The sequence below is a fragment of the Pseudomonas sp. 91RF genome (genome assembly GCF_003576265.1).
Lineage (GTDB): Bacteria > Pseudomonadota > Gammaproteobacteria > Pseudomonadales > Pseudomonadaceae > Aquipseudomonas > Aquipseudomonas kribbensis.
Genome location: NZ_QWFC01000017.1, coordinates 1 through 14,172, shown reverse-complemented (window position 1 = coordinate 14,172; position 14,172 = coordinate 1). Strand labels below are relative to the sequence as shown.

General features: G+C 56.4%; 15 protein-coding genes and 2 pseudogenes. 15 read left to right on the top strand and 2 right to left on the bottom strand.

What is annotated here, in order from left to right; translation table 11 throughout:
* Nucleotides 1–9: 9 nt before the first annotated feature.
* From DXT77_RS05725 to DXT77_RS05690, 8 genes are all read left to right on the top strand, one after another.
* A complete protein-coding gene (locus DXT77_RS05725; protein WP_178083442.1) occupies nt 10–324 on the top strand; it encodes a phage tail assembly protein in 315 nt (104 codons plus the stop codon).
* A gap of 152 nt (nt 325–476) precedes the next feature.
* Nucleotides 477–2,930, top strand: a complete 2,454-nt coding sequence (locus tag DXT77_RS05720; protein ID WP_119426933.1) for a phage tail tape measure protein — start codon at nt 477–479, stop codon at nt 2,928–2,930.
* Nucleotides 2,931–2,939: 9 nt separating this feature from the next.
* Nucleotides 2,940–3,785 carry a phage tail protein gene (locus tag DXT77_RS05715; RefSeq protein ID WP_119426932.1) on the top strand — a complete coding sequence of 282 codons (846 nt, stop codon included), beginning with the start codon at nt 2,940–2,942 and terminating at the stop codon, nt 3,783–3,785.
* On the top strand, nt 3,760–3,966 hold the full coding sequence (locus DXT77_RS05710) for a tail protein X (RefSeq protein ID WP_119426931.1): 207 nt from the start codon (nt 3,760–3,762) through the stop codon (nt 3,964–3,966). Before DXT77_RS05715 ends, DXT77_RS05710 begins: the two co-directional genes overlap by 26 nt.
* A gap of 88 nt (nt 3,967–4,054) precedes the next feature.
* Nucleotides 4,055–5,104: a phage late control D family protein gene (locus DXT77_RS05705; protein WP_119426930.1), complete on the top strand. Its 1,050-nt coding sequence runs from the start codon at nt 4,055–4,057 to the stop codon at nt 5,102–5,104.
* Between the two features lie 30 nt (nt 5,105–5,134).
* Nucleotides 5,135–5,698 (top strand): glycoside hydrolase family 19 protein, encoded by a 564-nt coding sequence (locus DXT77_RS05700; RefSeq protein ID WP_119426929.1) that lies wholly within the window; start codon nt 5,135–5,137, stop codon nt 5,696–5,698.
* Nucleotides 5,680–6,222, top strand: a complete 543-nt coding sequence (locus DXT77_RS05695; protein ID WP_119426928.1) for a lysis system i-spanin subunit Rz — start codon at nt 5,680–5,682, stop codon at nt 6,220–6,222. Before DXT77_RS05700 ends, DXT77_RS05695 begins: the two co-directional genes overlap by 19 nt.
* 150 nt (nt 6,223–6,372) lie before the next feature.
* Nucleotides 6,373–7,167 carry a DNA adenine methylase gene (locus tag DXT77_RS05690; RefSeq protein ID WP_119426927.1) on the top strand — a complete coding sequence of 265 codons (795 nt, stop codon included), beginning with the start codon at nt 6,373–6,375 and terminating at the stop codon, nt 7,165–7,167.
* A gap of 227 nt (nt 7,168–7,394) precedes the next feature.
* Here DXT77_RS05690 and DXT77_RS05685 read toward each other — a convergent pair whose 3' ends face one another.
* On the bottom strand, nt 7,395–7,691 hold the full coding sequence (locus DXT77_RS05685) for a hypothetical protein (protein WP_119426926.1): 297 nt from the start codon (nt 7,689–7,691) through the stop codon (nt 7,395–7,397).
* A 318-nt stretch (nt 7,692–8,009) separates the two neighbouring features.
* On the opposite strand from DXT77_RS05685, the pseudogene DXT77_RS30060 reads away from it, so the two are divergent.
* Both DXT77_RS30060 and DXT77_RS30055 read left to right on the top strand, forming a co-directional pair.
* Nucleotides 8,010–8,174, top strand: a pseudogene (locus DXT77_RS30060) (general stress protein); the annotation flags it as partial.
* 63 nt (nt 8,175–8,237) lie between these two features.
* Nucleotides 8,238–8,318 (top strand): annotated as a pseudogene (locus DXT77_RS30055) (general stress protein); the annotation flags it as partial.
* Between the two features lie 220 nt (nt 8,319–8,538).
* Here DXT77_RS30055 and DXT77_RS05675 read toward each other — a convergent pair.
* Nucleotides 8,539–9,264, bottom strand: coding sequence for a hypothetical protein (locus DXT77_RS05675; protein WP_119426924.1), 726 nt, complete (start codon nt 9,262–9,264; stop codon nt 8,539–8,541).
* A gap of 449 nt (nt 9,265–9,713) precedes the next feature.
* Here DXT77_RS05675 and DXT77_RS05665 point away from each other — a divergent pair, with 449 nt between their 5' ends.
* From DXT77_RS05665 to DXT77_RS05645, 5 genes are all read left to right on the top strand, one after another.
* The gene (locus DXT77_RS05665; protein WP_119426923.1) at nt 9,714–10,838 is read left to right on the top strand and encodes a sensor histidine kinase KdpD; all 1,125 of its coding nucleotides are present in this window, start codon (nt 9,714–9,716) and stop codon (nt 10,836–10,838) included.
* A gap of 408 nt (nt 10,839–11,246) precedes the next feature.
* Nucleotides 11,247–11,495, top strand: a complete 249-nt coding sequence (locus tag DXT77_RS30050; RefSeq protein ID WP_119426922.1) for a DUF6555 family protein — start codon at nt 11,247–11,249, stop codon at nt 11,493–11,495.
* A 3-nt stretch (nt 11,496–11,498) separates the two neighbouring features.
* Nucleotides 11,499–11,738, top strand: a complete 240-nt coding sequence (locus DXT77_RS05655) for a hypothetical protein (RefSeq protein WP_119426921.1) — start codon at nt 11,499–11,501, stop codon at nt 11,736–11,738.
* 168 nt (nt 11,739–11,906) lie between these two features.
* Nucleotides 11,907–12,284 carry a Rho termination factor N-terminal domain-containing protein gene (locus DXT77_RS05650; RefSeq protein WP_119426920.1) on the top strand — a complete coding sequence of 126 codons (378 nt, stop codon included), beginning with the start codon at nt 11,907–11,909 and terminating at the stop codon, nt 12,282–12,284.
* A 272-nt stretch (nt 12,285–12,556) separates the two neighbouring features.
* A complete protein-coding gene (locus tag DXT77_RS05645; RefSeq protein WP_119426919.1) occupies nt 12,557–13,414 on the top strand; it encodes an SDR family oxidoreductase in 858 nt (285 codons plus the stop codon).
* Nucleotides 13,415–14,172: the final 758 nt, after the last annotated feature.

Below are 14,172 nucleotides of genomic sequence, written 5' to 3'. Positions count from 1 at the left end.
GAATACGCAATGACTCAAGCAATTCAAACGACACCCGAACAGCCACTCCCTAAGTGGATGGAACTCACCGAGGAAGGTTTCCGAATCAGCCTCAAGTACCCGACCGAACTCAACGGTGTTCAGGTCGACCGCCTGGCGATGCGTGCACCTTGCGTGCGGGATGTACGGGCCGCGCAAGCGGCCTCCAACGGTGATGCCGAGCAGCGTGAACTGTCGCTGTTTGCCTCGTTGACCCAGACCCCGGAGACGGATTTGGTCGCGCTCAAAATGGTCGATTACATGCGTCTGCAGGCCGGGTATTTTCGTCTGGTCACGGACGACTAAATGCGACGGAACCACGTTGAAGATGCTGGCCACACGCATGGCCCGGGAGAGCGGATTCTCGGCTGCCGAGATCCTGGCTATGCCCTTCAACGAACTGGTCTGGTGGCTCTCCGATTGAGCCACTCAACCCCACCGACGCATAAGGCACGCACATGGCGAAGAACCTCGCGCTCGGCTTTGTCATTGGCGGCGCCGTCGATCCGACGGTAGGCAAAGCGTTCAAGGACGTCGAAAGCAAGATCAAGCATCTGGACAGCGTGGGCAGCAAGGCCCGCGTTTTGCAGAACACCATCGGCGACACCATGCGTCTGCGCGAGGAATGGCGCAAGGCACACATGACCGGTGCCGCCGGTGCGGACAAGCTGCTGAGCAAATACGAAAAGAACCTCGAACTGCTCAAGAAACAGGGCGTCGAGGTCGGCCGTCTGAGCAAGGCTTACGCCACGATGGGGCGTGTGGCCGCTGGGGCCGAACTCAAGGCGCTCGGGCATCGGCAAATCGAGGAGGGGCGGTCGGGTCTGAAAAGCACCCTGGGTCAAGCGGGTGCGCTGACTGCTGCAGCGGCCATTCCGACCAAGGTCAGTGCCGATTACGGCGCGATCATTCGCGACATCGCGATCAAGGCCAACATTGCCAACTCGCCGGAAGAGTCGCAGTTGTCCAGAACCGTGATCGACACCTCACGCGATACGGGCATGGCACGCAATCAGGTGGCTGAAGTGGTCAATGCCCTGGTCGGCGCTGGTATGGAGCTGGACAAGGCCCTGGCCTATGCACCGACAGCGGCCAAGTTTGCCGTGGGCCAGGGATCGGAAGGCACCGAAACGGCCAAGATGATCAACGCCCTGGGGCAGAACGCCAAGATCACGGACCCCAAGGTCATGCAGCAGGCACTGGAAGCCATCGCCTATCAGGGCCAGGCAGGCAGCTTTGAGGCCGTCGACATGGCCAAGTGGTTTCCTGAACTGCTGGCGGGCATGGGCAAGCTCGGCATCACCGGCATGGACTCGGTGACGCAGCTGGGCGCGATGCTGCAGGTGCAGATGAAGACGGCCGGCGGTTCGGACGAAGCGGCCAACAACCTGAAAAACTGGATGGAGAAGATCGGCTCCGGTGAGACGGTCAAGGCCTACGAGAAAGCGGGTATCGACTACAAGAAGTCGTTGCAAACCGGCCTGCAGAACGGCAGGTCCACGCTGGAATCCAGCTTTGCCCTGGCCCAAAAATACATCGAGGCGACCGATCCGAAGCGGGCCGCCGAGATGGCCAAGGCTACGGCGGCGATCAGTAAGGAGGCCGATCCCGAGAAAGCCAAGGCCATGATGAAGTCGCTGGAGGAGGCTTTGCGTACCGGTGATCTGTTCGCCGACATGCAGGTCAAGGCCGCTTTGACTGCGTACATGCAGAACAAGGATCTGTATGAACAACTGAAAAAGGACTCGGCCGACGCGACCGGGATCCTCGACAAGAACCTCGCCGAGCGCCGGCAGACATCTGCGCAAAAATGGTCCGAGATGGCCCAGTCCATGGACGACGCCATGCGCAGCATCGGCGATGCGATTCGGCCGGTCACCGACGCGGTGGCCGACGGGATCAACATCGTCAGCCGCAAGCTCTCAGGCTTTGCCGATGAGTTTCCCCGGGTCACGCTGGGCATTGGTACGGCCGTGGCTGGATTGGTTGCGCTGAAGGGTGCTGTCAGCGCATTCAAGGTCGGCAAGGGCCTGATGAATCTCGGGCGCGGTACCCTGATGGGCAATCCGAACATCCCGCAGAAAGTGATCGTCACCAACCTCCCGGGCTCGGCTGGCGGGTTGGATGCCGGTGACTTTGATGTCGACGGTGACGGCAAGAAAAGGAAGGGCAGAAAGCGGCACCGAGGCGGCTTAGAGACCGACTACAAGGGGCCGGGCGTCGGCGACGTGGTCAAGGGTACGGCGGTAGTGGCTGTGGTGGATGCGGGCTTCAAGGCCTATGACACCTACCAGAACGCCGAAACGCAGGACGAGAAGGCCGAGGGTTACGGCGCTGCTGCAGGTGGTTTGGCGGGTACGTTGGCCGGTGCTGCTGCGGGGGCGGCCATCGGTTCGGCGGTCCCGGTCATCGGCACGATTGTTGGCGGCTTGATTGGTGCCTATTTGGGGAGTCAGGGTGGTGACGCTCTGGGTGGGTTCCTGGGCAAGAAGTATTTCGGTACACCTGAAGAGCTGAAGCGCGTCCCGGACGCCGGGCCGCTGATGATGGCCAACGCCGGACAAAACTTGCCGCCGGTGATGGGCGACATTGCTCGCTCATTTGCACCGAAGCCAGCCGCAGGTCCATTAGCGCCTGCAGCAATGGGTGATGTGGCCCGCTCGCTTGCAGCACCCGCCACATTGCCAGTTCCACCGGCATTGCTGGCCACACCGGTTCAGGCTGCCAAAACCGAAGCGCCCAAAGTCGAGCAACAGGTCCAGATCTCGGCGCCGCTGCACATCACCGTGCAAGGCGATGCCAAGGATCCGGCACAAATGGCGCGAGAGCTGCAGCCCTTCATTGCACAGCAGATGCAGCAGGCCACGCAGCAGCTGCAAAACCGTCAACTGTATGACCAACCGGATGTGTAAGGAGGGCTGATGGCCTACATGGAGCAGCTGCAGTCAGGCCTCAAGCAACTGGCAGCAGCAGGGGAGGCCGGGCGGCGCAGCCTCGACGGCATGATGGGGCCGGTCAACGGCGCGATCAGCGAGATCAGCGGCGCGGCCTCGGAGCTTGAAGGTATTCCCTTCGTCGGTCCGGCGATTGGAGAAAAGCTGCAGCGCGTGATGCGTGGGGTGAATGCTGCCCAAGCGAAGGTCGGGCAGGTAGTGGCCACCTACAACAAGGCCACGCGTGCCGTGTCTCAGATCGATGAGCGCATGGGCCAACTGAAGGAACAGGCTGCCCGGGCGTCGACCGCGATCAACAAGATCGCCGGCAAGGTCAGTCCGTCGCTGGGGAACATCCTGCCGACCGGTGCATTGGCTGGCGACGCAACGCCGGTGCCCGAGACGGTGAAGCCGTTTCCGCATCTGCTGATCGTGCAGCCGCAAGATCCCAAGGCGGTACCGTATTACTTCAACCTGGACACCGCCGCCTTTGATGAACTGCGGCGCTCCACGGAGTACCGCTGGGCCTCGCAGGAACGCCTCACCCGCCGGCCGGCGCAGCAGGCGGTGGGGATCGGTGAGGAAAAGATCACCCTCAAGGGGGCGATCTTTCCCGGCTTCAAGGGTGGCATCAAGCAACTGGACACCCTGCGCAGCCTCGGCGCCCAGTTCCAACCGCTGACACTGACCACTGGCTATGGCGACGTGCTGGGCACCTGGTGCCTGAAGAACGTTGAAGAAGAACAGAGCGCGTTGCTGCAGGGCGGAATCCCGCGCAAACAGGCATTCACTTTGGAGTTTGTACGATATGGCGATGACCTGCAGAACGTCTGACGGGGATCTGCTCGACACCCTGTGCTACCACGCTTACGGACATCTCAACGGCACTGTCGAGGCGGTACTGGATGCCAATCAAGGCCTGGCCGACGAGCCTCAACCTTACCGCGCCGGTATTGTGATCGAGTTACCAGATCTGCCCCAGCCGTCGGAGGACGGCATAGCGCTATGGAGTTGATGAACTATAGTCACCCACAGTTCACGTTGCTCCTTTAGCTTCATCCCCTTCAAAGCCCGCCCTGTGCGGGCTTTTTTTTGGAGCAAAAATGACCCCAACCTTTCGCATCGTCGCCGACGGTGGCGACATCACCCAGCGGATCAATGACCGCTTACTGCAGCTGAAGACCACCGACAAACCCGGTATGGAGTCCGACGAGTTCGAACTGCGCATCGACGACCGCGACGGAGCGGTGGTGCTGCCGCCACGCGGAGCCAGCATCGAGATTTACCTGGGCTACGCCGAAACCAAACTGACCCGCATCGGCCGGTATGTGGTTGATGAGATCGAACTGTCCGGTCCGCCGGATACGTTGGTGATCACCGGCAAGGCCAGCGACATGCGCGGCAGTGGCAAGACCACGCGCAGCGGAAGCTGGGAAAACGTGCCGCTGTCACGGATCGTCGCCGACGTCGCCGCCCGCAACGGCTGGCAGGCAGTCTGTCCGGTGCAGACCAAGGTACCGCGTGCCGATCAGCTCAACGAGTCGGACTTCAATTTCATTACACGCCTGGCCAAACAGTACGACTGCACCGCCAAGGTGGCCGACGGCAAGTTGCTGGTGATGCCGCGTCAGGGCGGGCAAAGCGCATCCGGCAAGATGCTGGGCACGGTGACTATCCATCGCCGGGACGTCAGCCGCTTCCAATTCAGACTAGGCGACCGCAACACCCACAAGGCTGTGTCGACCAAGCATCAGGACAAGAAGACCGGCAAGCTTGCCGTAGTCACCCTCGACAACGACGAATCACCGGACGGCCTGCCGCCGGTGCATACAGACCGACATATCTACCCGAACAAGTCAGCCGCCGAAGCGGCGGCCCAAGCGCGTCTCACCGCGTTCAACCGTTCCACGGCTGGCGTGCGGCTGGAGATGGTGGGCCGCACTGACCTGTTTGCCGAACGATCGATCAACGCCCAGGGCTTCAAGGTCGGGCTCGATGGCGAATACCTGGTCGACTCGGTGGAGCAGGTATTCACCCAGGCCGGCTGGAGCACCACGGTCGAGTGCAACGGCGGCAAAAAGGGCAAGGCGAAAGCCAAAGGCAAGAAGAAAAAGCCGGCGAAGGATTTGAAGGTCGTTCAGATCAAGCAGTAGCGCTGCATTCCTATAACCCAGGAGAACCCCATGGCTCTGACAGAACAACAGCTGCAACGCATCATGCCCAACGCCCGCCGCCAAGCGGGCATTTTTGTTTCTGCGCTCAATGCCGCAATGGCCCACCGGCAGATCAACACGCCGCAACGCCAAGCCGCGTTTCTCGCCCAGGTCGGGCACGAATCCGGCGAGCTCAATTACGTGCGCGAGCTGGGCGGCGACCAGTACCTGAGCAAGTACGACACCGGCACACTGGCTGCAAGGCTGGGCAACACGCCCGAGGCCGATGGCGATGGCCAGCGCTACCGTGGCCGGGGCCTGATTCAGATCACCGGCCACAACAATTATCTTCGCTGCAGCTTGGCGCTGTTCGGCGACGAGCGTTTGTTGCGCACGCCGGAGCTGCTGGAACTGCCGCAATGGGCCGCCGAGTCGGCCGCGTGGTTTTGGTGGGTTCGAGGGCTGAACGCCCTGGCGGATCAGGGCGAGTTCGAGGAAATCACCCGCAAGATCAACGGCGGCCTGAACGGCTTGCAGGATCGCCTGCAGTTGTGGGAGCGGGCGAGGGCGGTGCTATGCGCCTCGGTGAACTGATCCCGGCGCCGTATCGGTTGTTTGGTAAAGCAGTGCTGCTGGCAACGCTGGTCGGCGGATCCACGGCCATCACTTGGCAAGTGCAGGATTGGCGCTTCGGCAAACAACTCGCCGAGCAGGCTCGCCTCCACATCGAAACCCTCAACCAAATGACCCTGGCCTCGGCCGCCCAGCAGCGTGCCGAACAAGACAAGCGCCTCGCGCTCGAGCAGCGCCTGGCATCCAGTGAGCAAACCCACTACCGAGCTTTGAGCGATGTCCAACGTGATCAAGATCGTCTGCGCGACCGCCTTGCCACTGCTGATCTGCGCCTGTCAGTCCTCCTCGATGCCACCACCGGCGCCGGCAACGGATCGATGCCAGCCACCGCCACCACCGGCAGCGTGGTTCATGGCCCCACAAGAGCCGAACTTGACCCAGCGCATGCTCTACGAATTATCGGCGTCACCGAGGACGGCGACCGGGGGCTGATTGCCCTTGCGGCCTGTCAGGCATACGCCAAAGAAGTCTCAACACCGAAGTGAAAAAGAGCGGCCGGTCCGGATGCGTCAACATCCGGATCGACCGCCGTCCCTGCAGATGGTCCCTGCAAGTCCAGCCAAGGCTCTTGCTCCGTGCACAAAGCGCGGCGAGCCTAGCACCTGTTTATATATACAGTAAAGGTCTTGCTTTTTATGTCTACACCCATCATCCCTTGGATGGGCGGCAAACGCCGCCTGGCCGACCGCCTCATTCCGCTTTTTCCGCCACACGAATGCTACGTTGAAGTCTTTGCCGGCGGTGCCGCTCTGTACTTCATGAAGCCCCAGCCATCGCCCGTGGAAGTCCTCAACGACATCAACGGCGACCTGGTCACGCTTTACCGCGTCGTGCAGAACCACCTCGAAGAATTCGTGCGCCAGTTCAAATGGGCGCTCAGCTCGCGACAGGTGTTCGAATGGCAGAAAATGACCCGCCCTGAAACCCTCACCGACATCCAGCGTGCCGCCCGATTCTTTTACCTGCAGCACCATGCCTTCGCCGGCAAGGTCTCGGGTCAGACATTCGGCACGGCGACGACTGCCCCTGCCATCAACCTGCTGCGCATCGAGGAAAACCTCTCGGCCGCGTGGCAGCGCCTGTCCGGCACCTACGTCGAAAACCTCCCCTGGCTTGAATGCGCTGAACGCTACGACCGCGCCCATACCTTTCACTACATGGACCCCCCATATTGGCAGACCGCCGGTTATGGCGTGGATTTTCCGTTCGAGAACTACCAGCGCATGGCCGACTTCATGCGGCGCTGCAAAGGCAAAGTGATGGTCAGCATCAACGATCATCCCGACATCCGGCGCGTGTTCGAAGGCTTCCATTTCGAAACGTTGGACATCCGTTACACCACAGCCAATCAGCGGCAGGGTAAGGCCGAAGTCAGTGGCGAACTGGTAATCATGAACTGGCAGCCGGAAGCGTTAGCGGGATTATTCTGAAATTTTTTTCGCGGTGAAAAAATTAGAAAATAGATGGCTCGGGCGATTGGTTTTATTTGGTGCCTCAACGATTTGTGTATATGTCTGGAGAATATCTAGGTCGAGTGTATATTAGATACGAGCTATTATCGTCGCGCCCAGTAAGTTCTGGATGCACTCTCGAACAATGCCAAATGCTGCTGATTGGTCCCGGTAGAGTAAGGGTTTTATTTATGATGGAGTTGAATTTAAGAGCGTCCCAGGTCTAATGTTAAATAGGTAAAGGCTTGGGCCTCATCATGGGGTAAAGCTTTTGAACGCTCTAGCTCTAGTAAAATAGTTATAAAGGAATCTATCGAGCTAGGAGTGGCGCCAATTAATTCAAAGCTGCCTTCAAGCAGCGCTACCGTGATCTCTTCTGAATTTTTTAGCGCCTCATTATCGATTTTTTCAATTATTCCAAATGTAAGTTCGGAAACTATCGGGCTAAGTAATATCAGTTTTTGTAGAGAGTCATTATATTTTGGAGCAATAGTTAGTGGCATCTTTTATGCCTCCTTTTTTATTAATGTAATCTTAAAAAATAAGGCAAAGGGCCATGTCTTCGATGTTTTTTCTTGTACATTGGCGAAGGGTTTGTATAGGTCTTTATATGGTGGCTTTAATATGATGTGTCTTATTTGTGGATTATCAATTGGTTAGTGAGGCTTTTCCAGTAGTCGGGGGTATGTTGTATTGTTTGAACTAATTTCCAGGAGCCGCTGGTCGTGGATGTCGTAATTTTTTACAACTCTTGCTCATGTTTGTTTTTCGTAATTTAGCGGACAACACAGTCCGTAACGAGAATCTCTAGGAGAAATGAAATGGCTAATAGCGGAAATAACAATCCTGGCAATTTCGCAAACGATCACGAAAAAGCGTCTGAAGCAGGACGCAAAGGTGGTCATGCTTCTGGCGGAAATTTCGCGAATGATCCAGAACGAGCGTCCGAAGCCGGCAAGAAGGGTGGTGAAAACAGTCATGGCGGTGGCCGGCAGGCTAGTGAGTCGTCCTCAGAAGGGCAGAATCGCGGTTCGGGCCATGGAGGAAATTTCGCCAATGATCCCGAAAAAGCTTCTGAGGCTGGCAAGAAAGGTGGTCAGCATAGCCATGGAGGGAATCATAAATCGTAAAGCAGCGTAAGCCGTCAGGTCTCGCTTTCTGTTGCGAGGCCTGGCGCAACTTAATGAGGTGGATTTATGCAGCTTTGGTTTATCTGTACTTTTGTTTGTATCACAATGGTTTGGATTACTGTGGTCGCGTTAGCTATCTACTCGATAGCCTTTGCTTGACTGTATTCATTACATTTCGAGCGTTTCTCCCGCACCGCGATATTACCGTCCGTACGGATGCTCAACGTAGATCCGTGAATGCTAGCTTTGTAACAAATCCCCTTCCGGCGCACATCAGGCAGTCGTCCCGTGGGCCAAAGCGATCAAGGCAGGAGGGACAGATACAGAACGCCGCTGATTCAATATGTGGTCGCACCTTTTCAAACGCATGCAGATCGCGCTCTTCCTTTGCGATTTGGGCGGCATCCACTAAAGCCCGGTAAGTGAGAGGGTCATCGATGGGCCGGAGGTTGACACCTCTGATTACCCGTTCAGTCTCAATCAGTTGGTACTGCTTCCCGTACATATACAGGATTAGTCCCGAAATCTTGCCGATATTCCTAGAGAGCCCCAGATCCAGATGTATTCCTTCCGGGCCTGAGTACACCTTCCCGTCATAGGTGAAGGATGCACCTCGGGGTTTGTCGGTAGCGAAGTTGAATATCGAACGGCTGATCGTGCCCAGCAGCTTACCGTTATCGACCTGCACGACGTCGTAAGTCGAAGCCCCGCGGTAATGACTTGGCGAATCTTGCAGCTCCTCGACTGCGTGCCAGTAGGCAGCGTTCGCCATCTCATTCATGTCGAATTGTTCAAGCTGGTCGATTAGATTCTCTGCATGGAGGGCTGCAGTCATCTCGTGGAGAGTTTCCCGGTGGCCTTCAGGGTTTTGCATACGAAAGTCGTGGTCGTCGAGAGTGTCGCGCCATCGCTGGAGCCGTAGGGATTTGGCTTGGTCGAAATTCATGGAAACGGATTCGCTGTACAAATACTGTTTTTATGTACAGTAATGGAGGCCGAAGCGTTGAGCGAGGATGAGGCGACGAGCTGTAACGAACGACTGCTTTCTGGCTGTGGATTCAACCGGTCGACGCAACAGATTGGCTGAATCGTTCTGCCTGTGTTTCGTACTCTAGTGTTTTCCGAGGGGGGGGCTATTTAGCTGCCTTGCGACTTCATTGAGTGTGGCGTGTGACGACTGCTACCGACCATAAAAGGTCAGCTCTGGCTGTCAGCTTTCGGCCATAAGCGGTCATTCAGATACTCAGCAATCACAACCTTTCTTCGATCATCTAGAAATTGTGGTCCATCACGCTTAGACACATTGGGTCTAGTCGGATCTTTATCTATTAACCTCAGTATCCTAGGCTTGCAGATGCGCCTCCGAGCGTGACCTTTCAGCAGCGGGAGAACGGCATGAGGCTTTCGACGTTCATTTTTTCGAATATGGAGTCGATTTTGGTTGAGTGGGAGCATTTCGCTCGGACGGTGGTCACTCCTGTGCCAATTTCGGATCAGAAAGGCCTCAGAAATCACGCTCAGCAGATTCTTCATCGCGTTGCATCGGACATGCGTAAGTTTCAGACAGAGCAGGAGCAGATCGATAAATCGCAGGGCCGAGCGCCACCAGAGGATGAAGAGACACCAGCGCAAACTCACGCCGTACTGCGATTGATGGACGGCTTCACGCTTGACCAGATGGTTTCGGAATATCGTGCGCTGCGTTCAACGGTACTAAGGCTCTGGTTGGCTGAAGTGTTTTCGGGTGAAAGTCACCAGTTGCAGGACATGATCCGTTTTAATGAGGCGATCGATCAGGCATTGGTTGAGTCCATTGCTTCCTATGGTCAAGCCGTCGAGACCACGCGAAAAATGGTATTGGGCGTACTTGGTCATGATTTGCGCAGCCCTCTGGGTGCCATCATGATGTCCGCTGATCTACTTCAACAGTCCAGTGAAAACACCGATCGGCGTTCGCACTTGTCGACCCAAATTGGCGTCAGCGTTCGTCGGGCCAATCAGATTGTTGATGACCTGCTGGATCTTGCGCGGTCTAACCTCGGTAATGGAATTCCGGTAAACAAGCAGCAGATTGACCTTAGTGCCGTTTGCCAATCCATCCTGGCAGAGGTCGCCGCTCGCTTCCCCGATACTGAAATAGCGCTGACTAACTCCGCCACCGTTGTAGGTCAATTCGATCCACTGCGGATAGAACAGGCATTTTCCAACTTGGTGAACAATGCTGTTCAGCATGGTGACCGTCAGCAGCCTATTCGAGCATCATTGAAAAAAACTGCAAGAGAAGTGCATTTCACGGTGCAAAATTTTGGTGATCCCATCCCCGCAAGCGCAATGCCTTTTCTGTTCACGCCAGAAGGGCGTTACTCTGCGTTTGCCGAGAATGAAGACGGGCCGTCAGCGGGCTTGGGGCTAGGACTGTTTATCGCCGCAGAAGTCGTGAAAGGTCATGGTGGGGAAATCGGTGTCGAGTCTTCATTAGAGCTGGGTACGACATTCACTGTGACGCTTCCCCTTGGCTGATGTAGGCAGCGCCAGGTCATGCTCGCTTCAATGATAATCCCTCCACATAACCCTCTCATCGACGTGAGTTGTCGCTATCCGCTGCCGCGAGGAGATCTTCCCAGGGCTTCATTCCAGTGCGGGCGTTGGGGCAACTGATAGCATGCTCAAAGGCGGCACCTTTATCGCGTTCGGCTTGAGAAGCACCACATCCCCTGCAAACCACCACGCCGTTTCGCAGCGTCCAGCGTTTGCTCCACGAAACAAGCAAGTCTGCCGTTGACATAGGATTGCTCCGTAATCTGTACAGTCTCCTAGTGTTTGTACAATAAATTTGGCGTTTGTTTCAACGATGTCAATTGGTCAGCAAATGTTCTGAATTATTCGCACGCTTACGTGATCCTTTGCTTATGAGCATAGGAGAGTGTCGTGAACAAAGTCCGTTCATGGATAGTCGAGTACAAGCTTCATGGCGTTCCGACGTCTTTCGTGATTCGTACTGGCGAAATGAGTAATGCACACGCTTGGCATTGGGCGTGCTGTGATGCAGGAATCGCTCCGATACCCAAACCCGGCAAACCACCGTTGAAGCGCATGTCCAAGCCAATGGCTGAGCGTTTCGGGGTCACAGATGTCCTCTGGCGAGAACCTGCTCCAGTCGTGTGGGACGAGGTTTAGAAAATGAAGCATCCATTGACCAGGCAGAACGCTGACAGTAGCTGGGATGCTGAAATAGCACTCAACACGCAGATGTTTCGTGATGCTGACAGACTGGACCAGGCTGCGTATCTGATCATCGAAGTCGGCACAACCAATAGTGAAATCTGGCAGCAGTTTTCTGAAGCCAAAGCTTTGGCTGATGAGAAAAGGAATGCTGCATATCAAGACTGGATACGCATCAAAAGGCTGATGATGGGCTGATTAAAATCGGCATTAATTGGATGGTTAGCGCCCGTTGCTTTGGTTAGCCACCCGCGGCCGCCGATACCTGAAATTATGTCCTTAATCACGCCAAGGCGGACGTGGTTCATGTCCGCGCCGACTGCGAGCGGAGCGAAAAACCAATTAATCGAGAGGAGGTCAACCACCATGCCGCGCGGAGACAAAGACAAGTACACCGATAAACAAAAACGCAAGGCCGAGCATATCGAGGAGAGCTACGAGGCCAAGGGCGTTTCAAAAGAAGAATCCGAGGCGCGCGCCTGGGCCACGGTCAACAAGCAGTCCGGCGGCGGCGAGCGCAAGGGCGGCTCCGGACAAAAAAACAGCGAGACAGCCAAGAAAAAAGCCCGAAAGTCTTCTGGCAAACGTGCCGCCGCCACTCGGAAGGGAGAGCCGCGGCCAGGTCAGCAACTGGAAGAAATGACCAAGGCCGAACTTATGGACCGGGCACGCAAGCATCACATCGCGAGGCGCTCGACCATGCGCAAAAGCGAACTTGTCGAAGCACTGGCCAAAATCGGCTGAGCCTGTAAGGGAGGCCGTCGCGTTCCAAGGAAGGTTGTTCTTCTGTGTTCAAGAACGGTAAGTAGATGCCCGTCGGGGATGGTTTCCCGCACCCTTGAGAAAGGCCCAGCAGAACATGTGCACCATCGTCGAGTGCGACGGCGACATCTTGTTTTGCCCCGGGTAACAGCCCCTATGCCCATTCGTCGCCGTGTAAGTACATGCGTTCCAACACTTGGGCATCGCTGCTTTCGAACAAAGTATGTGCGTTTCCCACTCGAGGAGTTTCTGCCATGCGCAAGTATCCCACTCCACCTTTCCCCTCCCAGCCTCAACAGATCCCCGGCTCGCAACGCAAGATGGAGCCCGCCCCGGACTGCGGTGAACATACCTATAAAGGCCATGGCCGACTGGCCGGCAAGATCGCCTTGATCACTGGTGCGGACAGTGGCATTGGACGCGCTGTAGCCATTGCATACGCCCGTGAGGGGGCGGATGTTGCTATTGCCTACCTGGATGAGCATGAAGATGCCGAGGAAACCGCCCGCTGGGTCGAAGCAGCCGGGCAACAGTACTTGCTGCTTTCCGGCGATCTTGCGCAGAAACAGCACTGTTATGACTTGGTGGACAAAACCGTGGCTCACTTCGGCCGGATCGACATCCTGGTAAACAACGCGGCATTCCAGATGACCCATGAGACGCTGGAAGAGATCAATGATGACGAGTGGCTCAGGACCTTCGAAGTGAACATTACCGCAATTTTCCGCCTCTGCCAGCGCGCGCTCCCCTCAATGCCTGAAGGCAGTTCCATCATCAATACCAGCTCAGTCAATTCAGACGACCCTTCACCCAAGCTTCTTCCCTATGCAACGACTAAAGGCGCCATTGCCAACTTCTCGGCAGGGCTAGCCCAGTTGCTGGCAGAAAAAAGAATTCGGGTTAACTGCGTGGCACCAGGTCCAATTTGGACACCGCTGATTCCATCGAGCATGCCCGACGAGGCAGTCCGTAAATTTGGTTCCGGCTACCCGATGGGTAGACCCGGACAACCGGTGGAGGTGGCGCCTATCTTCGTACTGCTCGGTTCTGATGAGGCCAGCTACATCTCCGGATCGCGGTATGCCGTAACTGGAGGCAAGCCCATTCTTTGAACGAGAACACAAGCTGTCGCCACGATACTGTCCTCCTAGAAGGACACTTTTGGAGCGAAAATTGCCATGCGTGACTGGCAGCTATTGGCCGCTTTCTGCCTGTCACGGTAGGCTGCCATCGACCCAAAGCAGCCCCCGCGACGCATAGCGCCCCATTCGCGTGTGGCTGCTGCTCGGCTAGGAGCTGCCTGATTTATACTGAATTCCGTAAACCCTCATCGTTAGGCTTTCAGAATGTATAAGCGTGCCGCAATCACTATATTGGCCTTTCTCATAGCACTCCCTTCAGCCTACTGGTTGCTCAGTGAAGCAGTCGTGATGTTTGAAATGGCGAACACGGGAGCCAAATCAAGAGCTGAGTTAGCAGATGACTTTGGTCTTGGATTACTGGGGGCCTTCGTTGTCATGCCAGGAACCGTAATTGGTGCATTTATCACCGCGGCATTAGTGTGGCGGATAATGAGACCCAGAAGGGTGGGCTAAGTTATTAACACATCATCCTTGCCGGCTCGTTAACGCTAACGCTGAATTTCACTGGCAGCGTCCGCTTCTGGCCGAAAGCAGTCCCCTACCAAGATCCGCGATTGGTCAAAAAGTGCTGGTGGGCGCGGAGTTCGTGATAGATTCTACTGCCCAAGAGAGCTTTTGACAGGACGTCACCATGGCCAAGCCGGCTGCGCGTAAGAGCGACCCATCTAACTGCCCTTTACCAGGGCATGGCACCAACTCCATCGCCACAGGTTCTTCTGATGTTTTTT